16 protein-coding genes are annotated in these 18,842 nt (G+C 65.1%); 3 read left to right on the top strand and 13 right to left on the bottom strand.

Annotated features, from left to right (window positions below; translation table 11 throughout):
• Window positions 1-94 precede the first annotated feature (94 nt).
• Genes FJ443_RS00950 through FJ443_RS00925 form a run of 6 tightly spaced genes read right to left on the bottom strand, consistent with a single transcriptional unit; the run spans window position 95 to window position 7,237 of the window.
• Window positions 95-556, bottom strand: a complete 462-nt coding sequence (locus FJ443_RS00950; protein ID WP_140628830.1) for a MarR family transcriptional regulator — start codon at window positions 554-556, stop codon at window positions 95-97.
• The gene (locus tag FJ443_RS00945; protein WP_140662415.1) at window positions 553-1,137 is read right to left on the bottom strand and encodes an amino acid synthesis family protein; all 585 of its coding nucleotides are present in this window, start codon (window positions 1,135-1,137) and stop codon (window positions 553-555) included. The genes FJ443_RS00950 and FJ443_RS00945 overlap by 4 nt, the downstream gene beginning before the upstream one ends.
• Complete coding sequence (locus FJ443_RS00940) at window positions 1,130-2,011, bottom strand: UPF0280 family protein (protein ID WP_140662413.1); 882 nt, start codon at window positions 2,009-2,011, stop codon at window positions 1,130-1,132. The genes FJ443_RS00945 and FJ443_RS00940 overlap by 8 nt, the downstream gene beginning before the upstream one ends.
• A gap of 2 nt (window positions 2,012-2,013) precedes the next feature.
• Window positions 2,014-3,555, bottom strand: coding sequence for a 6-hydroxynicotinate reductase (locus tag FJ443_RS00935; RefSeq protein WP_140649642.1), 1,542 nt, complete (start codon window positions 3,553-3,555; stop codon window positions 2,014-2,016).
• Entirely contained in the window at window positions 3,552-6,377 is a 2,826-nt protein-coding gene (locus FJ443_RS00930; protein WP_140662410.1) for a molybdopterin-dependent oxidoreductase, read from the bottom strand. Before FJ443_RS00930 ends, FJ443_RS00935 begins: the two co-directional genes overlap by 4 nt.
• Window positions 6,374-7,237 carry a xanthine dehydrogenase family protein subunit M gene (locus FJ443_RS00925; protein ID WP_140563627.1) on the bottom strand — a complete coding sequence of 288 codons (864 nt, stop codon included), beginning with the start codon at window positions 7,235-7,237 and terminating at the stop codon, window positions 6,374-6,376. Before FJ443_RS00925 ends, FJ443_RS00930 begins: the two co-directional genes overlap by 4 nt.
• 332 nt (window positions 7,238-7,569) lie before the next feature.
• Between FJ443_RS00925 and pncA the strand changes: the two genes are divergently transcribed.
• Complete coding sequence (pncA, locus tag FJ443_RS00920; protein WP_140514339.1) at window positions 7,570-8,184, top strand: bifunctional nicotinamidase/pyrazinamidase; 615 nt, start codon at window positions 7,570-7,572, stop codon at window positions 8,182-8,184.
• Window positions 8,185-8,233: 49 nt separating this feature from the next.
• On the top strand, window positions 8,234-9,643 hold the full coding sequence (locus FJ443_RS00915; protein ID WP_140662407.1) for a sodium:proton antiporter: 1,410 nt from the start codon (window positions 8,234-8,236) through the stop codon (window positions 9,641-9,643).
• A gap of 48 nt (window positions 9,644-9,691) precedes the next feature.
• Here the strand turns inward: FJ443_RS00915 and FJ443_RS00910 are convergent, their stop codons facing one another.
• The 7 genes from FJ443_RS00910 to pncB all read right to left on the bottom strand — a co-directional run bounded on the left by FJ443_RS00910 (window position 9,692) and on the right by pncB (window position 17,563).
• Window positions 9,692-10,414 (bottom strand): ABC transporter ATP-binding protein, encoded by a 723-nt coding sequence (locus FJ443_RS00910; RefSeq protein ID WP_140491390.1) that lies wholly within the window; start codon window positions 10,412-10,414, stop codon window positions 9,692-9,694.
• Window positions 10,411-11,136 carry an ABC transporter ATP-binding protein gene (locus FJ443_RS00905; RefSeq protein ID WP_140582852.1) on the bottom strand — a complete coding sequence of 242 codons (726 nt, stop codon included), beginning with the start codon at window positions 11,134-11,136 and terminating at the stop codon, window positions 10,411-10,413. The genes FJ443_RS00910 and FJ443_RS00905 overlap by 4 nt, the downstream gene beginning before the upstream one ends.
• Window positions 11,133-12,095 (bottom strand): branched-chain amino acid ABC transporter permease, encoded by a 963-nt coding sequence (locus FJ443_RS00900; protein ID WP_140662405.1) that lies wholly within the window; start codon window positions 12,093-12,095, stop codon window positions 11,133-11,135. The genes FJ443_RS00905 and FJ443_RS00900 overlap by 4 nt, the downstream gene beginning before the upstream one ends.
• Window positions 12,092-12,973: a branched-chain amino acid ABC transporter permease gene (locus FJ443_RS00895; RefSeq protein WP_140662403.1), complete on the bottom strand. Its 882-nt coding sequence runs from the start codon at window positions 12,971-12,973 to the stop codon at window positions 12,092-12,094. The genes FJ443_RS00900 and FJ443_RS00895 overlap by 4 nt, the downstream gene beginning before the upstream one ends.
• A 184-nt stretch (window positions 12,974-13,157) precedes the next feature.
• Window positions 13,158-14,462, bottom strand: coding sequence for an ABC transporter substrate-binding protein (locus FJ443_RS00890; protein ID WP_140514345.1), 1,305 nt, complete (start codon window positions 14,460-14,462; stop codon window positions 13,158-13,160).
• Between the two features lie 156 nt (window positions 14,463-14,618).
• Window positions 14,619-16,058: a hypothetical protein gene (locus FJ443_RS00885; RefSeq protein ID WP_140662399.1), complete on the bottom strand. Its 1,440-nt coding sequence runs from the start codon at window positions 16,056-16,058 to the stop codon at window positions 14,619-14,621.
• Window positions 16,059-16,258: 200 nt separating this feature from the next.
• The gene (gene pncB / locus FJ443_RS00875; protein WP_140563619.1) at window positions 16,259-17,563 is read right to left on the bottom strand and encodes a nicotinate phosphoribosyltransferase; all 1,305 of its coding nucleotides are present in this window, start codon (window positions 17,561-17,563) and stop codon (window positions 16,259-16,261) included.
• Window positions 17,564-17,757: 194 nt separating this feature from the next.
• Between pncB and speB the strand changes: the two genes are divergently transcribed.
• Complete coding sequence (gene speB, locus FJ443_RS00870; protein WP_140491375.1) at window positions 17,758-18,813, top strand: agmatinase; 1,056 nt, start codon at window positions 17,758-17,760, stop codon at window positions 18,811-18,813.
• The last annotated feature ends 29 nt before the right edge of the window (window positions 18,814-18,842 follow it).

Genomic DNA, 18,842 nt, shown 5'->3' with positions numbered 1-18,842 from the left:
ATTCTTGCGCCCTGGTCCCCTCTCAATATCCGTCGTCGGCGGTGGCCAGGTGGTTCCCCTCCGGAGGGAGAGGAAAGGACCTCGTCGTCGGCCCCTACGCCAATTTCGCCAGCAGCCTCATGAAGGTGGCGATCTCCCTGGCCGTGAGCGGTGCCAAGGTTTCCTCGGTAATCTCGCGCGCCAGCGGGATCAGGCGTTCGATCGCCTCGCGCCCTTCGGCGGTCAAATTGACCAGCAGCCGCCTCTTGTCGCCCTCGTGCTTGGAAAGCTCGACAAGGCCGCGCGCCTTCAGCCGGTCGATCACGCCCTTCACCGTCGCCGCATCCATGGCGATCAGCGTGCCGAGCTGGTTCTGCGAAGTCTCGCCGACATCGCGCAGCTTGGCCAATGCCGCGAATTGCGGTGGCGTCAGGTCGCCGATATGGGCAGCGAAGATCGAGACGTGGCGCTGATGCGCCTTGCGCAGGATGAAGCCGACCTGCTCCTGCAGGTGGTAGTCCTGATCGTCCGCCTCCTCGACCTCGACCAGCTTCAGCAGATTGTCTTCGCCGCTCACCGCAGCCCGTCCCATGCCTTGATGTCGTCGGCGGCCAGGCCGCCCATGCGATTGTGCACGCGCGGACCGCAGGTCATGGCGAGGCAGAACAGGATCTCGTCGGGACGCGGTCCGTCGCTGACGCCGACTTCCATCGCATCGAAATGGCTGCGCACATAGGCGGCGTTGATGTGGCCGAGAGGCACATCCAGCCGCGAGCCGAAGGCGCCGACCTTCTTGGCCGACGGCACGATCGCCTTGGCGTCGCCGAGCCGCTCGCGCATGGCGTAGCCGCCCGGCACATGCCAAAGCGCGCCATGCTCGAGCTCGCCCGATGTGCCGACGATGGCGCCTTTGCCATAGCCGTCGATCTGCTTCACGTCGCCACCCAATGCCGCGATCAGCCGGTCGGCGAGCAGGAGGCCAAGCGGCTTCAGATCGTCCATGGCGCTCTGCAATTCCTCGACATAGCGCCCGGCGAACGGGTTCTTCACGAGCGCCATGGCGGCGGCACGGCGGCGCGGCACCTTGGGCGCCGGCCCGCCCTCATGAAAGATCTCTTCGGTCAGCACCACGATCTTGCGGAGCGGAAACTCAGGCATGGGCAACTTCCTTCCCTGGACTTTTGTCGGGCGCGGCAAGCGCCATGGAGCCCTCGATGCGGGTCTTGCCGGCGAGGAACAGCGCCGACGCGGCGATCAGCCCCCTGCGGCGGAAATCTTCGGCGACGGCAAGTCCGCTGTCCAGCGCCGTGGCAATCTCTTCGGCAGAAAGCGGCCCGACCTCCTGCGTCACCAGTCTGTCGCCAAGGTCGTTGTCCGGCGCCAGATCATGCGCGGGCACACGCCGAATAGCGGGATGGTTGGCCAAGTCGACGGCATTGGCGATCAGCGTCGCCGCGGCATCGGCCTCTGCGCCGGTCCTCGCCAGCACGGTGACGGCGTCGGCGATGCCGAGCGAAAACGAGCGCCCGCGCCAGCCACTGGTGGCAACGCCTTGCACGCCGTCCTCGGCGCTGATGACGATGCGGTCGGCAAGGCCATGGCCGGTGCCGGCAATGGCAAGAGTGATCGATTGGCCGGCACCGAGATGAAGCGCGCTGTCGCCACCGTTGTTGGCATAGGCGCGATCGAGTTTTCGCCCGGCAATCAGTGCGGCAAGTATTTCGTCGGCTACCGAACCGGCGACGGCTGCCATCGGCGTGATGAAGTCGTCCGCCAATGGGGTAACTGCCGCTTCCATGCGCCGCGCCGTCGAGCCGGCGAAGGCGCGGGGGCGCAACGTGGCCGGCCGGCGCAACTCGGGCAATTCCTCCACCAGTTCCGGCAGGATGGTCTGGAATCGCGCCACGGCCTGCTCATAAGCTCGCCGGCATTCGCCTGGCGTCCCAAAGGCCTCGACGATCAGGTCGATCGGCCCGTGATTGAGGTGCAGCCGCTTGCCATCCCCGAGCCAATGCGCTTGCGGGCCGTTCATCGTCACGCGGCCCCGTTCGCGGGCGTGCGCCGCAATTGCGCCAGCGGCGGCCATGGGTTGCCGGCCGGCGCACCGTCGCCCCGACGCGCGTTCAGGTACTCGCCACCCTTGGCAACGACATCCTCGACGCTGCGGATCTCGGCGTCGTAGCCGCCGAGCCTGACATAGTCGTCGCGGCGCAGCGTGAATTCGATGGGCGCCACCAGCGCCGGCGTAGGCACATAGCCGAAGGCGCCTTCCGGCACGCGCGTCACATCCACCATCAGCGTGATGCCGCCGCCCGGCCAGACATAGACCGGCGCGCCGCCGACCGTCACATAAGTGGTCAGGCCCTGCACGGAACGCGTCAGGTTGACGGGGTTTTCGGTGACGCCGGCGCGCAGCGAACCGCCGGCGCCGCCGATGAACAGCACGGTGCACAGCGCCGGTTCGCAATTATCCTCGATCAGCCTGACCGACTTTTGCAACCGTTCCGGGAACGGCTTTTCGACAGGCTTCAACTGGTCGTCGAGTTCGTAATAGGCGAACTGTTCGCCGGTGGTCGAAACCATCAGCAGCGACAGGCCGGGCCGCGCGCCCTTCTTGGCGTTCCATTCGCCCAGGATCGACAGCGGGTCGGATATGCTGGTGCCGCCCCAGCCGGGGCCGGGCTCGGACACCTTGAAGTAGCGGCCGGGCGTCGAGCGGCGGCCGATGATCTTTATCCCCGTGTCCTGCCAGCCCAGCACCTTGCCGGCCTGATGCTCGGAGATGACGCCGGTGATGTGGTCGTCGACCACCACCACCTCGTCGACCAGGCCGCGCCATTGGGTGGCGAACATGCCGATGGTCGCCGACCCGCAGCCGACCCGCATGCGGTGCTCCTGCTTGCCGTCGATGACAGGCGGTTTGCCGGCTTCGACTGTTATCGTGGCTCCGCCGTCGATGCTCAGTTCTACTGGCTTGCGGTTGCACAGATCGAGCAGCGCATCGCAGGTGGCGCGGCCTTCGGCCTTGGAGCCGCCGGTCAGATGATGCACGCCGCCCAGCGACAGCATCTGCGAGCCATATTCGCCTGTCGTGACATGACCGATCGCCTCGCCTTGCGACCGCACGACAGCCGTTTCGGGTCCGATATGACGGTCGGTGTCGATCTTCACCTTGACGCCGCAATAGGAGAAGATGCCCTCCGTGACGACGGTGACGAGATCGACGCCCTCGACCTGCTGGCTGACGATGAAGGGCGCCGGCTTGTAGTCGGGATAGGTGGTTCCTGCCCCGATCGCCGTGACGAAGCGGCGGCCGGTGTTGACCAGTTCGCCGTCCCAGGCCTCGCCCTCGGCGACGAAGGGCACGACAGCGCCGCCGATCTCGGCGGTATGATCGAGAATGGTCAGCGGGTCCATGCGCACGATCCGGCCGCCGGCATTGCCGTAGCGGTCGCAAGCGCCGGTGCGGCCATCTGATATGTAGCACATCACAGGGCAGGCATCGCAGCGGATCTTCTCCGCCACCAGCTTCTCGCCGGGATCATGGGTTTCGAAGCGTTCGGCAAGCTCGCTCATCGGCATGCCTCCTTCTCGCGGATGGCGGCGCGGATGCGAGTCGGCGTCGCCGGAACTTTGGTGACCAGCACACCAGTGGCATGGCGGATGGCGTTGAGGATCGCCGGCGCCGTCGGGATCAGCACATGTTCGCCCAGGCCCTTGGCGCCGAATGGCCCTTCCGGGTCTGGCACCTCGATCAATATCGTCTCGATCGGCGGCACGTCGCCGATGGTCGGAATGAGATAATCGTGCAAATTCTCGGTGCGGCCGGGAATGTACTCTTCCATCAGCGCCATGCCGATGCCTTGCGCGATGCCGCCCTCGATCTGACCCTCGACCAGCAGCGGGTTGATCGCCTTGCCGACATCGTGCGCGGCTGTGATCTTGACCAGCTTGACCGTGCCGAGCTTGAGGTCGACCTCGAGCTCGGCGATCTGCGCGCCGTAACCATAGACCGCATAGGGCTTGCCCTGGCCTTTACCGTCGAGCGGCAAGGTCGGCGGGTCGTAAGTCTCCTCGGCGCGGAAGACGAAGCCGTGGATATCCGCTTCGAGTGCGCCAAGATCGACGCGGCGGACCGCCTCGCCCTCACGGATGACGATCGCCGAACCTTCGAGCTGAAGCGACGCTTTTTCCGAGACATTGGCAAAGCGCAGGATTTTTTCGCGCAAGGCGCGGCCGGCCTTCTCGGCCGCCTTGCCGGTGACGAAGGTCTGGCGCGAGGCCGAGGTCTTGCCGGCATCGGGAGTGATCGCGGTATCGGCGCTTTTCAGTCGGAAATTCTCCAATGGCAGGCCGAGCGCATCGGCGCAGATCTGCGTGATGACGGTGTTGGAGCCCTGGCCGATGTCGACCGCGCCCTGGTGCAGGATGATCTCGCCTGACGCCGCGATGCCGACCCGGATGGTCGACGGATTGGGCAGCGAGGTGTTGCCGCAGCCGTACCAGCAGGAGGCGATGCCGACGCCGCGCTTTTTATCCACGTTGGCACTGTTGAAGGCATCCGCGTCAGCCACTGCACGCGCCCAATGCGGCCGCAGGGCATCGAGGCATTCGGCAATGCCGACGCCCGATTCCAGTCTCTGTCCGGTGACTGTTTCGGATCCGTTACGAAGGCAGTTTCTCAAGCGGAAGTCGAGCCGGTCGATGCCGAGCTTGCCGGCCAGCTCGTCGTACAAGGTCTCCTGCATGATCGTCGCCTGCGGCACGCCGAAGCCCCGGAAAGCGCCGGAAATCGGCCCATGCGTATGCACGGCGCGGCCTTCGGCGCGGTAGTTCGGGGTGGCATAGGGACCCGAGGCATGCACCGGCACGCGGTTGGCGACGGTCGGTCCCCAGCTCGCGTACGCCCCGGTGTTGAAATCGCCTGAGAAAATCATGCCCGTGACATGGCCCTCGGCGTCGGCGCCGATGGTCGCTTGCATCTGCGCCGGGTGGCGCTTGGTGGTCGACATCATCGATTCATTGCGCGTGTAGGCAAGCGCCGCCGGCCGCCCGGTCCTCATCGCCACCAGGCCGATCAGCGGTTGCAGGGACACGTCGAGTTTGGAACCAAAACCGCCGCCCGTCGCGGTCGGCACGATGCGCACCTTGTCGACGGGCAGGCCCAGCACCTTCGCCGTGTCGTCGCGGTCCATATAGGGCGCCTGCGTGCAGGCGACGACGACCAGCATGTCGCCATCCATATAGGCATGGCCGGCTTCCGGCTCGATATAGGCATGCTCGACATAGGCCGTCTCGATCGCACCGGTCACGGTGACAGCGGCATCGGCAAGCGCCGTCTCGGGATCGCCGCGTTCGACGAAGCCCTTGGTCAGAAGGTTGGCCGGGCGGTTCGCATGGATCAGCGCCGCTCCTTCGGCCTGTGCCTCGCAAGGCTGCAACAGATGTGGCAATTCGGTCCAGCGGATCGGGAAATCCGACAGGTCGAGATCGAGCATCGCCTCGCGCTCGCCGGCAACAAGCGCCACCGCCTCGCCGCGAAACCGCGCCAAGCCTTCGGCGAGAGCCGGCTGGTCGGCGAACGGACCGATGACGCCGAAACAGTTCTTTCCCGGGATATCGGCCGCCGTGAAGATACCGGCGATGCCGGGACGAGCTTTTGCCCAGCCGTCGAGGTCGCCGAAGGCGAAGCTGGCATGGTAGTGCGGCGAGCGGATTACCAGCACCGCCAGCGCATCGGCCGGGAACGAATCGCCGCCGAATTTCTCACCGCCGGTCACCTTCGGCACGCCATCGAGCCGGATCGGGGAGGAGCCAATGGCGTGACCGGACCGAGGCAGACGGAAATCCAGGCTTGCAGCCTGGGCGGAGGCATCCATCACAGCAGCGACGATCTTCCGGTACCCGGTGCAACGGCAGAGGACACCACCAAGCGCGTCCTGCACTTCGATCTCGCTCGGCTTGGCTTTCTTGTCCAGCAGGGCCGTCGCCGCCACCAGCAGGCCCGGCGTGCAAATGCCGCACTGCGCCGCACCATGCGCCAGGAAGGAGGCCTGTAGTGCCGACAGCCGGCCATTGGCGAGCCCTTCGACCGTCGTTACCGACGCTCCGGCGGCCGACGCCGCCGGCATCAGGCAGGCGCAGACCGGATCGCCATCGACCAGCACCGTGCAGGCGCCGCAGTCGCCGGCGTCGCAGCCGACCTTGGTCCCGGTCAGCAGCAATTCGTCGCGCAGCACCGAGGACAGCCGGCGCAGCGGCGGCACGTTGACCGAGACGGCGGCGCCATTGACCGCGAAGGTAATCTCGGCGCGTGCGAGGCCGGGCTGACCTGCGTCACTGTCGGAAAGGGCTCCGCCGGGTCGACCTTGGCTGATGTCAGGCTGTGCTTTGTTCATGCCGCCGCCGTCCTGTCACCATTCACCGGCCCCGCCGCCGCAAGCACGGCGCGGACAACGATTTCGCGCGCCGCGTCCTGCCGGTATTCGGCGCTGCCGCGCACGTCGCCGATCGGCGACAGCTCTTCCATCGGCGCGGCGAGGACCGCTGTGGCCAGCCCATGATCCGCCGCCAGTCCGCGCAGGGCCGCCTCGACCCCGCCGAGCCGCTTTGCAACAGCCGAGCAGGAACCGACGGCGACCGCCGCTTGCTCGACGATGCCGTCCTGCACGACCAGGCGTGCCCCCACCATGGCGATCGAGATGATGAGATAGCGCCGCGCGCCGAGCTTGACGAAAGCCGACATACCCGCGCCGGCCGCTTTCGGCACGCGGATGGCGGTTACCATCTCGCCGGGCCGCAGGTCCGTGCGGCGATTGCCGAGGATGAATTCCCGGAGCGGCAGGTGGCGCACCGCTTGCGCCGAGCGCAGTTCTATCTCGGCGTCGAGCACCAGCAGCGCCGGCACGCCATCCGCGGCCGGCGAAGCGTTGCAGAGATTGCCGGCGATCGAGGCGACATTCTGGATCTGAACGGACCCGACCTCCCGCGCGGCCGCTTTCAGCGCATCGAAGGCCGGCGGCAAGGGATGGCGAACGATATCGGTCCAGCTGGTGCGCGCCCCGATCTGCCAGTGCGTTTCCGTTTCCGCAATGCCGCGCAGCGCGGCCAGCCCGTTGATGTCGAGCACATTGTCGCGGAAAGGCTTGTTGCCTTGCGCCGGGTAGAAGTCGGTGCCGCCGGCAAGGATGCGCCACGAAGCTTCGCCAAGCAGGGCGAGCGCCTCGTCGACCGTGGTGGGTTTCGCGTAACGGATCACGCTTTGCCTTCCCAGAAAAAGGGCCTTTCCGAGGGAACTTGCCGGCGTCCGGGCCCGGCTTAAATTCATTCGTATGCAAATGATATCAAGTCGGCGGAAATTGTCAAAGCCGGAGTTTGCGCAGCACCCGCACGGCTGCCGCCGCCACGCATTTGTTCTCCGCAAAATCTAGGTGCTGGGGCGCCCTTTGCGCGTTCGGGGTTGCGCCCGGCGCTCTAATGGTTGACGCGGCCCGCCATCTGGTCAAGTTTCTCCCTCCGGTCGCGCCAGCGGCTTTCTTTCGCCGGGATCCCCCTGGGAGCCCGCGCCCGATACCGACAGGAAGGAACCCCATGGCCGAAGAAGCGCTTGTCGTCATCGACCTGCAGAACGACTTTTGCCCTGGCGGCGCGTTGGCTGTGACCGGCGGCGACGAGATCGTGCCGCTGGTCAACGACCTGATCCGGCGAACCGATCATGTCGTGCTGACGCAGGACTGGCATCCAGCCGGCCATTCGAGCTTTGCCTCAAGCCATCCAGGCGCCCAGCCTTTTGAAACCATCGAGATGCCCTACGGCCAGCAGACATTGTGGCCGGACCATTGTATCCAGGGCAGCCTCGGCTCGGATTTTCACTCGGGTCTTGCCTGGACCAAGGCCGAGCTCGTCATCCGCAAGGGATTTCGGCCAGATATCGACAGCTATTCGGCCTTCTTCGAGAACGACCACACGACGCCGACCGGCCTTGCCGGCTATCTCAGGGAGCGCGGCATCGACACTCTGACCCTGGTCGGCCTGGCGACCGATTTCTGCGTCGCCTTCTCGGCGCTCGACGCGGTCAAGCAGGGGTTCAGGACCACTGTCAGGCTCGATGCCTGCCGCGGGATCGACCTCAACGGTTCGGTCGAGACGATGCTGGCGAGGATGCGCCAAGCAGGCGTGACGCTCGAAGACCACGCGGCGGACTAATCGCATCGTGGGGGAAAAGAGGGGGTTCATACCGGTAGCGACGGCTTTGATGGCAAGCGCCGTGGTGGCTGTCGCGATGCTGTTGCCGGGAACGGCCTTCGCCGCGGAAGAGCACGGCCTGCCAGGCCGGACGATGTCGCTGTGGTGGGCACTGCCCTTTGCCGGGCTGTTGCTGTCGATCGCCACGGGACCGCTGCTTTTCAACCATGTCTGGGAGCATCATTACGGCAAGATTGCTGCATTTTGGGCGGCTCTCGTGGTGGTGCCGCTCGCATCGGCCTTCGGCACGACGGTGGCGACGGAAGCGGTGCTACATGCGCTGCTCACCGAATACATGTCGTTCATCATTCTCCTGTTCGCGCTGTTCACCATTTCGGGCGGCATTCTCGTGGCCGGCAACATCCACGGCACGCCATTGGTCAATGCCGGGCTGCTGCTCATCGGCGCCCTGCTCGCTTCCGTCATCGGCACTACCGGCGCCTCGATGATCCTTATCCGGCCGCTCATCCGCGCCAATGACAACCGGCCGTTCAACGCCCATGTCATCATCTTCTTCATCTTCCTGGTGTCCAACATCGGCGGTTCGCTGACGCCGCTCGGCGACCCGCCGCTGTTCGTCGGCTTCCTGCGCGGCGTCGATTTCTTCTGGACCACCGCCAACCTCTGGCGCGAGACCCTGTTCGTCAGCGTCGTCGTGCTCGCCGTCTTCCTGGCGATCGACACCACGCTGCATCGCCGCGAAATGGGCGCGCCAAAGATCAAGGACCCGACGCCGGACACGAAAGTGCGCATCCGCGGCCTGCCCAACCTGCCGCTGCTGGCCGGCGTGATCGGCGCGATCCTGCTTTCGGCCACATGGAAGCCCGGCATCGGTCTTTCCATTCAGGGGGTGGACCTCGAGTTGCAGAACCTTGTGCGCGATGTCGTCATCCTGGCGCTTGCCTTCGTTTCGCTGGCCGTCTCGCGCAAGGAGTATCGGCAGGCGAACGGTTTCAACTGGGGGCCGATCGCGGAAGTGGCGAAACTGTTCGCCGGCATCTTCGTCTGCATCGTGCCCGTCGTCGCCATCCTGAGGGCCGGCCACGAAGGCGCGCTGGCGCCGCTGGTCGCGCTCGTCACGTCAGCGCAGGGCATGCCCAACGATCTCGCCTATTTCTGGCTGACCGGAGCGCTGTCGTCCTTCCTGGATAACGCTCCGACCTACCTGGTGTTCTTCGAGCTGGCCGGCGGCGCTCCCCGGCATCTGATGACGGAGCTCGCTTCGACCTTGGCGGCGATCTCGGCGGGTGCGGTGTTCATGGGCGCCAACACCTATATCGGCAACGCGCCGAACTTCATGGTCTACGCCATTGCCCGGCACCGCGGCGTGAACATGCCGGGTTTTTTCGGCTACATGGCGTGGTCGGGCGCGGTGCTGATCCCCACGTTCTTGATGGCGGGCTTCCTGTTCTTCGGGTGAGCCGGCGAGGACGCCAGGCCCTTACCTTCCACAGGGGAGGGCAAATCCTCAGCCTACGCCGACATAGCGCCTGACCGCCGACGGGTCGGCGCGCAACGCCTCTACGTCGACCGTCTCGCGGTTGCGGCCATTCTCGATGAAGGCGACGCGGTCGGCGACCGACAGCACGGCATCGACCCGCTGCTCCACCAGGATGGTGGAAACGCCCCGTTCGCGCAGCTTGGCCACCGTCTCGCGGATTTTTGCGATCATCGACGGCATCAGCCCTTCGGTCGGCTCGTCGAGCAGTAGCACCTGCGGTTCCAGGCAGAGCGCGCGTGCCATGGCCAGCATCTGCTGCTCGCCGCCCGACAAGGTGCCCGAGCGCTGCCTGAGCCGCTGGCGCAGCAGCGGGAACAGGTTGAGCACGTTTTCGCGCACGGCCTTCCCCTTGCCGCGCGCCATCAGCCCGATCTCGATGTTCTCCGCCACCGTCATTTCGGCGAACAGCCGCCTGCCTTGCGGCACATAGGCAATGCCGGCTTTAGGCACCTCGTGGGCGGCCAGACCGGTCAATTCCTGGCCTGCGAGGCTGATCGAACCGGCACTCGCCCGGACCAGCCCCATGATGGCTTTCAGCGTCGTCGTCTTGCCGGCGCCGTTGCGGCCGAACAGGCACAGCACCTCGCCCTTGTTCAGCGCCAGGTCGAGCCCATAGAGCACCTGAACCTCGCCGTAGAAGCAGTCCAGTCCCGCGATCCGCAACGCTTGCGTCTTGCTCGTCTCGGTCATGGGGCGGTCCCGAGATAGGCTTCCTGCACCGCCGCATTTTCGCGGATCGCCTCCGGCGTGCCCTCTGCCAGGATCTTGCCGGCGTTGAAGACGGTGATGCGGTCGGCCAGTTGCATGACGACAGGCATGTTGTGTTCGATCAGCAGCACCGTGGCGCGGTCGGCGATGTCGCGCACGAGTGCGATGAAATTGTCGATCTCGCTGTCGGCCAGCCCCTGCGTCGGCTCGTCGAGGATCAGCAGGCGCGGCTTCAGCGCCAGGCCCATCGCCACCTCCAGCAGCCGCTGGTGGCCATAGGACAACTGCCCGGCCTGCATATGGGCGCGGTCGGCCAGGCCGGTGCGTTCGAGCGCCGACATGACGCCTGCCTTGATCGCGCCCTTCGAAAGGCCGTCGCTCAGCGTGAGCTGCACCGGCAGCGCGACATTGTCGTAGACGCTGAGATTGGCGAAGACGCTGGTGATCTGGAACGTGTAGGCGATGCCCTGGCGGACCCTGACATAGGCCGGCAGGCCGGTGATGTCGGAGCCGTCGAAAACGATCGATCCGGACGAGGGCGGGATACGGCCGCTGATCAGGCTGACGAAAGTGGTCTTCCCGGCACCGTTGGGGCCGATGACGGCGCAGATTTCGCCCGGCACCAAGGTGAAATCGACGCTGTCGACGGCGCGCAGGCCGCCGAAATTGCGCGACAGGCCTTTGGTGGTCAGAAGCGGCGTCATGGCAGCCATCCGAGCCAGCGCTGCCGGATGCTGCCCAGAATGCCTTTCGGGAAGAACAGCACCAGCAGGATCAACGCGACGCCGACGATCAACAGGTAGGCGGAGGTGAAGCCGCTGGTGACGTCGATGACATAGTACATGAACAGCGTGCCGATCAGCGGTCCGAGCGTGGTGGCGGCGCCGCCGAGCAGCACCCACAGCAGCGGCAGGATCGAGTACTGTACCGAGGCGAAGCTCGAGCCGACATAGCCGAACAGCAGCGCATAGGCAGCGCCCGACGCCGCGCAGATGGCGCCGGAGACGACCACGGCGGCGAGCTTGTTGGAGAAGGTGTCGTACCCCAGCATTTTGGTCCGTTCCTCGTTCTCGCGGATGGCGACCAGCACGCGGCCGTATCGGGAGCGGACGACGGCCAGCGTGACCAGAAGCACGAGCGAGAACAGAGCCAGCGCGCTCATGTAGCGCACCGTCGGATTGGTGAGATCGAGCGACGTCGCGCCGAAATTCAGGACGCGTGCCGGCTGCGGCACCACCATGCCCTGGTCGCCGCCGGTCCACGCGGCAAAATAGAGGATGAGGAGGTAAAAGACCTGCGCGAACATCATGGTGACGATCATGAAGGCGACACCCGTGGTGCGCAGCGCCAGCAGCCCGATCACCAGTGCCAGCACCGCGCCGCAGGCGACACCGCTCAACAAAGCCGCCGGCACGCTCCAGCCAAGCTGGATGACGGCAAGGCCGGCGCCGTAGAGGCCGGCGGCAAAGAACATGGCATGCCCGAGACTGAGCAGTCCGACATAGCCGAACAGCATGTTGTAGCCCATGGCGAAGACCGTCAGCACCATGATACGAGCGACGAGGCCGTGATGATAATCCGGCAGCACGAAGCTCAGGACAAAAAGCAGCGCGATGACGCCGAGATGCAAGCCATAGGCTTTTGCCGGCGAGGTCTCGCTCATCGCGTCGTCGTCCCGAACAGGCCCTGCGGCCGGAACACCAGCACCATGGCGACCAGCAGCGTGGCGATGATCTTGGCCAGCGTCGGCGAGAAGAACATCGAGATGATGCCGTCGGACAGGCCGATCAGCACGGCGGCGATGACGGTTCCGCGCAACGAGCCGAGGCCGCCGATGATGACGACGATGAAGGACAGCAGCAGCGGGTCCTGCCCCATCAGGTAATGCGCCTGGCTGATCGGCACGATCAGCACCGCGGCGATGGCCGCGAGCATGGCGCCGAGCGCGAAGACGCCGCCATAGACTCGATCGACAGGGATGCCGAAGGCCTGCGCCGTCTCGCTGTCATACTGCGTGGCACGCATGACGAGGCCGACCCTGGTGCGCGTCAGCACCAGCCATGTCACCACGAGCAGAAGGACGGATGCCGCGATGATCGACAGCTTGTAGCCCGAATAGCCGAACCACGGCAGAAGGATGCGATAGCTGAAGGGCGGCTCTACCGGGCGCGCTTCCGGACCATAGAAGGTCAGCGCCAGCTGCTGGATGATGTAGAGCATGCCGATGGTGGCGACGATGGTGGCTTCCGGATTGTAGTTCAGCCGGCGCAGCACCAGCCGCTCGGCCACCAGTGCAAGGGCGCCGACGACCAGCGGTGCGATGATAAGTGCCGCCAGGAACCCGAGCGCCGGATGGCCTCCGATCGCAGTCGTGATCGTCCAGGCGAGCACGGCTCCCAGCATGAAGAACTCGCCATGCGCGACGTTGACCACGCGCATCACGCCGAACACCAGCGACAGGCCGAGCGCGGTCAGCGCCAGCACGGCGGATGTGACGAGCCCTTCGAGGGCGGCAAGGAGGAGGTGGGGTCCGAAATGCATGGGTTAGGCACTCACCGATAGCGCAATCGCGCCCCTTGAGGGGGGTGAGAAGTGGTCCGCGCAGCGGACGGAAAGCCAATTGCTTGGCTTTCCGAACGACGAACGCCCGGAGCGACAGCGAAGGGCCGGGTCCGGCAGGACAGAGGGGGGCGGCTTGGCGCTCACGCTTGTTAGATGGCTAAGCCTACAACGCCTGCGTCGTATAATCCCCCTCGGCCTCGTAAAGCCCGTCCTCGATCTTGGTCTTGTGCACCACCTTGAGCTTGCCGCCGTCGACCTTGGAGATGTTCTGGATGCCGAAGCACTGGTGGATCTTGCCGTTGAAGGTTTTTGGCCCCTGCGGATGCTCCGGACCTTCGGCGAATTCGGTCAGCGCCTCGGTCGCCTCGACCAGCTTGGCGCGGTCTTCCGGGCCCTTGTAGCCGGCGTCTTCCATCGCTTTCTTGACGACGTAGAGCGTCTCCCAGCAGCCGAACATGTGCGCGGCGGTGGAGACATCCTTGGGGTCGCCGACGGCCGCGCCATTGTCGTCGATGCCGACGGCGGCGCGATAGGTCTTCTGCGCCTCGGAATCGTCCGCCTGGGCATAACGCGGCGAGCCTTCCCAGAAATGACTGCCGTCCAGGAATTCGAGCCCGGGGCTGTTGATGTCGACGGCTTCGAGCGAATCGATGAAGCCGAACAGCTGCGGCCGGTTGGAGCCGTAGAACTCGCCAAGCTCCTTGACGAAGGTGAGCACCGCCGGGCCGACCATGACGTGGTAGATCACCTCGGTCTCGGCAGGGATCTGCGGGAAGTATTTGGTGAAGGAGCTCTCCGTCGGTGGAATGGCGATTTGCGCGATGACCTCTGCGCCCTGCGCCTTCAACGCCGGCGGGAGGTAGTCGCGGTGGTCGTAGCCGAAAGCAAAATCGGGGAAGATCTGTGTCACCTTCTTGCCGGCATTGGCCGCGATCCACGGCGCCATCGACTGGATCTGGCTCTTTACGTCGGTGATGCCGGGCTGGAAGACATAGCGGTTGAGCTTGGTCGAGGCGACATGGTGGCCTTCGCTGACGACGAAATAGGGCATCTTGGCTTCGCCGGCGGCGGGTGCCGAGCCGATGACGACATGCGAGAACAAGGTGCCGAAGACGATGTCGGTCTTGTGCTGGGTGGCGAACTTGCCGACCACCTCGGCACCGCGGCCGGGATCGGTGCCGTCATCCTCGATGATGACCTCGACCGGCCGGCCATTGATGCCGCCGGCCGCGTTGATCGCCTTGACCGCCGCGGCCGTGGTCTTCTCGTACCAGCGGCCATAGGCGGCGCCGATGCCGGTTCGGTGCGACTGGAAGCCGATCTTGATCGGGGCGGAGCTTTGCGCCTGGGAGTAGCGGACGAAACCGGGCGCGACCGCCAGGCCGGCGCCGGCGGCCAGACCCTTCAGCGCGGTGCGGCGGGTGAGACCGGCCTTGGAGAGATCGAAAAACCCATTCTTGTCAGTCACGGCAGTTCCCCTGTTTTTGAGTTTTGACCAATGGCTGGAACGTAGCAGACCGCGTCCTGCGGACGGCCGAAATTGCATGTGTACAAACTAAATCACCAAAGTCCGGACACGGCAATGCCGTTTCCCCAGGGGGATCCCGGTTTATTTCCACCGCGTCTAGCCAACGGTCGGCGTGGCGAGCAGCCAGAGGCCGAAGACGGTGTAGGCGATCATCAGCAAGGTGAGCGGAAACTGGCTGAGCGCGGCGCGGGCGGGAACCGGATGCAGGCGTGCGGCGAAGCCGTGGGCGACGAGCACGGCAAGCAGATGACCGAGAATGATGGCACCGGCCTGGATGTTCCACAGCCACCATGCCGAGCCCGCGCCGGCGATGATGCCGGCTTCGATCTGCATGTCGGCGGTGCCGAAAAGGTTCCAGCCGAGCGCAAACGGATCGGACAGTGCCGCAAGCGCATACTGGCCGTCGACCAGCAGCGCCGTCAGGTAGTGCGCGATGTGGTAGGCGAGCGCGATCGGCACAATCGACCAGACCAGCAGCCCCGTCGCCTCGCCAAGCCTGTGGCCGTCGCCGGCGAGCTTCTGGCCGACGACCACGGCAAGCAGGAAGACCGCCGCAAGCAGCATGAATGTCAGGACGAGGCCAAAACTGCCGCTGCCGATCACCGCCGTGCGGCCGGGGAATTCAAGCGGATTGATGCCGAACAGGCCCAGCCAGAAGAAGGTCTTCGACAGGCCGTCATAGGAAACCGAGGACAGGGCGAGCAGCAGGAAGGCCACGCCGCTTGCCGGCAAAGGCGCGGCGGTCAGCAGCTTGGCGCCCGGCCAGCATAGCGCAAGCCGGCCGCGTTCGTCGCGCACGACCGGCGCGAAGCGTGCCACCATCGAGAAGAAGACGGTGAGGAATTCGCCGCTGCGGGCCCACGCCCCATAACCGAACGACAGCATCGCCAGCAAGGTGAACAACCAGTAGAGGCCGGCGGCCCGGGCGAGCCGTGTCGGATCGTCGGGCGCCGGATCGATGAGCTCGAACCAGGCAAAAGCGAAGAACAGGATAACAGCTAGCCAGTATCCGAGCCATGATGGAAGGCGCCTTGCCGCTTCATCGCCCCTGCCGGCCAGGCGAGACAGGAGACGCACCGGCCCGTACCAGGGATTGAGCCAGGACCAGAGGTCGCCGAGGAAACCTTGCAGCAGCGTGAAGCCGCCCCACAGCAGTGTCCAGATCACCAGAGGCAGCGGGTTGGAGAGCGGATCGCGGCTGCCGAGAAAACCCGCGGCAATGAGACATGCAAAGCCGGCAAAGGATATCAGGCTGGCAGCGGTGCGGGCATCATCACCCAGTGTGAACAGTGGCAGGCGCCGCCGCCAGAAACGATCGAGCCGATGCGCCGGCAGCAGCGCCAGCACGAGGAAGCTTGCGGCCACGGCGAAAGCGCCGCCGATCAGGTAATAGCCGGTCGGCAGGAGCAGGACGTGGCCGCGGTCCGAGGCGTGGGCGAAGGCTGGGGTGGGTGAGAGGAGCAATAGAGCGATAGGCAAAAATGCTAATGACCGACGACGGCACTCTACGGCGCCCCCCTCTGTCCTGCCGGACATCTCCCCCTCAAGGGGGGAGATTGGCGGTTTCTCTGTCGGCGCTTCCCTTGCAACGCCGGAGGTTCGCGAAGACGAAGATGACAGCATGATCTCCCCCCTTGAGGGGGAGATGTCCGGCAGGACAGAGGGGGGCGCCAAGGAACTCAGCCTATCCGACTTTGCCGTCTCGTATGGCGATGCCGGAAGCACCGGTCGTGCCCTCACACCTTGACCAACTGCTCCACCCGGTCCTTTTCACCGAAGATGCGCAGATACCGCTCGATCTCCTTGAGGTCACCCGTCGCCTTGGCTGGATTATCCGAGAGCTTCACGGCCGGCCGGCCGTTGGCCTCGGTCACCTTGCAGACCAGCGATATGGCGTCGAGGCTGTCGGTTGCCGTAGGCGCGCAGCCCTCGAAATCATTGGTCAGGTTCGTGCCCCAGCCGAAGGACATGCGCACCTTGCCCTTGAAGTGGCGGTAGGTCTCCTCGATGGTCTCGACCTCGAGCCCGTCGGAGAAGATCAGCAGCTTCTGCCTGGGGTCCTTGCCCTTCTCGCGCCACCAGGACAGGATCTTCTCGCCGCCCTCGATCGGTGGCGCGCTGTCGGGGCGAAAGCCGGTCCAGTCGGCCACCCAGTCCGGCGCGTCGCGCAGGAAGGAAGCCGTACCGAAGGCGTCGGGCAGCACGATCAGCAAATTGCCGCCATAGTAGCGCTGCCAATCCTGCAGCACCTTGTAGGGCGCCTGTTTCAATTCCTTTTCCGAATTGGCCAGCGCCCCAAGCACCATCGGCAGTTCATGCGCGTTGGTGCCCAGCGCCTCGAGGTCGTTGTCCATGGCCAGAAGCACGTTGGAGGTGCCGGTGAAAGCCTCGCCGATGCCTTCCTTCAGCGCTTCCACGCACCAGCGCTGCCACAGGAAGGAATGGCGCCGGCGCGTGCCGAAGTCGGAAATACGGATGCCGGGCAGCGCCTTCAGCCGTTCGGTCTTGGCCCACATCTTGGCCTTGGCGCGGGCGTAGAGCACGTCGAGCGTGAAAGGCCCGAACGACCGCAAGGCGGCGCGCGAGCGCAATTCGTTGATAATGGCGAGTGCGGGAATCTCCCACAGCGTGGTGTACATCCACGGGCCGCTGAAGGAGAGTTCATACTGCCCGCCGCGCCTGGAAAGCTCGTACTCGGGCAACCGGAAATTCTCCAGCCAGGCCAGGAATTCCGGCTCGAAGATCTGCTTGCGGCCATAGAAATTGTTGCCCCCCAGCCAGATCATCTCCTTCTTGGAGAAGCGCAAGGTGCGGGCGTGGTCAAGCTGTTCGCGCAACTCGCCCTCGTCGATCTCCTCGGCCAGCCGCACCGAAGTGGTGCGGTTGATCAGCGAAAAGGTGGCGTCGACCTTGGGGTACATCCCCCAGATCATCTGCAGCATCAGAAGCTTGTAGAAATCCGTGTCCAGCAGGCTGCGCACGATCGGGTCGAGCTTCCAGGTATGGTTGTAGACGCGCCGCGCAATATCGGTCCTGGCCATGTCTCGTTACCGCCTTCGCTGCCTGCCGCCCATGATCGCGACAGGCCTCATAGCATCGAATTGGCAAAAGCGCTGCCCGGTTTCAGGCTGGCCCGACAAAAAGAAAGACCTGCGGCAGCCAACCCGTCCGAACGCAATTGATTTTTCCAAAGCGCTACCGGACACTCCGGAGAGACAGACAGGAGAAAACCGACATGGGTTATGACAGCGGCAAGCTCGACGCGTTGCGCCGCAAATATGGCGAGAGCCATGGCGGCGAGATGTTCGACCCGAAGTTCCGCAAGGTCGCCGACAAGATATTTTCCAAGTCGGGCACGCGGCTGGCGCCCTATTCCGGTATCCCCACCTTCCTCGCCGCGCCCTATCGCGAAATATCGGCCGACAACCCGGATTTCGGCGATTTGCAGGTGGCGATAACAGGCGTGCCGATGGATCTCGGCGTCACCAACCGGCCGGGCTCCCGCTTCGGGCCGCGGGCGCTGCGCGCCATCGAGCGCATCGGCCCCTACAATCACGTGCTGGAATGCGCTCCCACGCATGAGCTCAGGGTCGCCGACATCGGCGACGTGCCGTTCCAGAGTCGCTACCGGCTCGAGACCTGCCATGAGGACATCGAGCGCCGCACCAACCAGATCGTCGATGCCGGCGTCATTCCATTGTCGGTCGGCGGCGACCATTCGATCAGCCATCCGATCCTGAAGGCCGTCGGCAAGAAGGCCCCGGTCGGCCTCATCCACATCGACGCCCATTGCGATACAAGCGGCTTGTTCGACATGACCAAGTTTCACCATGGTGGCCCGTTCCGCAACGCGGTGCTCGATGGCGTGCTCGACCCGACGCGCACCATCCAGATCGGCATCCGTGGCTCGGCCGAATATCTGTGGGAGTTCACCTACGAATCCGGCATGACCGTGATCCATGCCGAGGAGGTGACCGGCCTCGGTATCCCCGCCATCATCGAGAAGGCGCGCAGAATAGTCGGCGACGGACCGACCTATGTCTCCTTCGACATCGACAGCGTCGATCCGGCCTTCGCGCCGGGCACCGGCACGCCGGAAGTCGGCGGCCTGACGACTCGGGAAGTGCTCGAACTGCTGCGTGGCCTCAAAGGCCTCAACATCGTCGGCGGCGACGTGGTCGAGGTGGCGCCGCAATATGACGCGACCACCAACACCGCGCATGCCGGCGCCCAGGTGCTGTTCGAAATACTGAGCCTGATGGTGTTCAGCCCGGCGCTCAAAAACAGCTGACGCCGACAATGACGGAAAGGCCACCGGAC

This window comes from Mesorhizobium sp. B2-6-1 (assembly GCF_006440475.1).
Taxonomy (GTDB): domain Bacteria; phylum Pseudomonadota; class Alphaproteobacteria; order Rhizobiales; family Rhizobiaceae; genus Mesorhizobium.
Note: the sequence above shows the minus strand (reverse complement) of the source record. Positions and strands in the feature narration are given on the sequence as shown.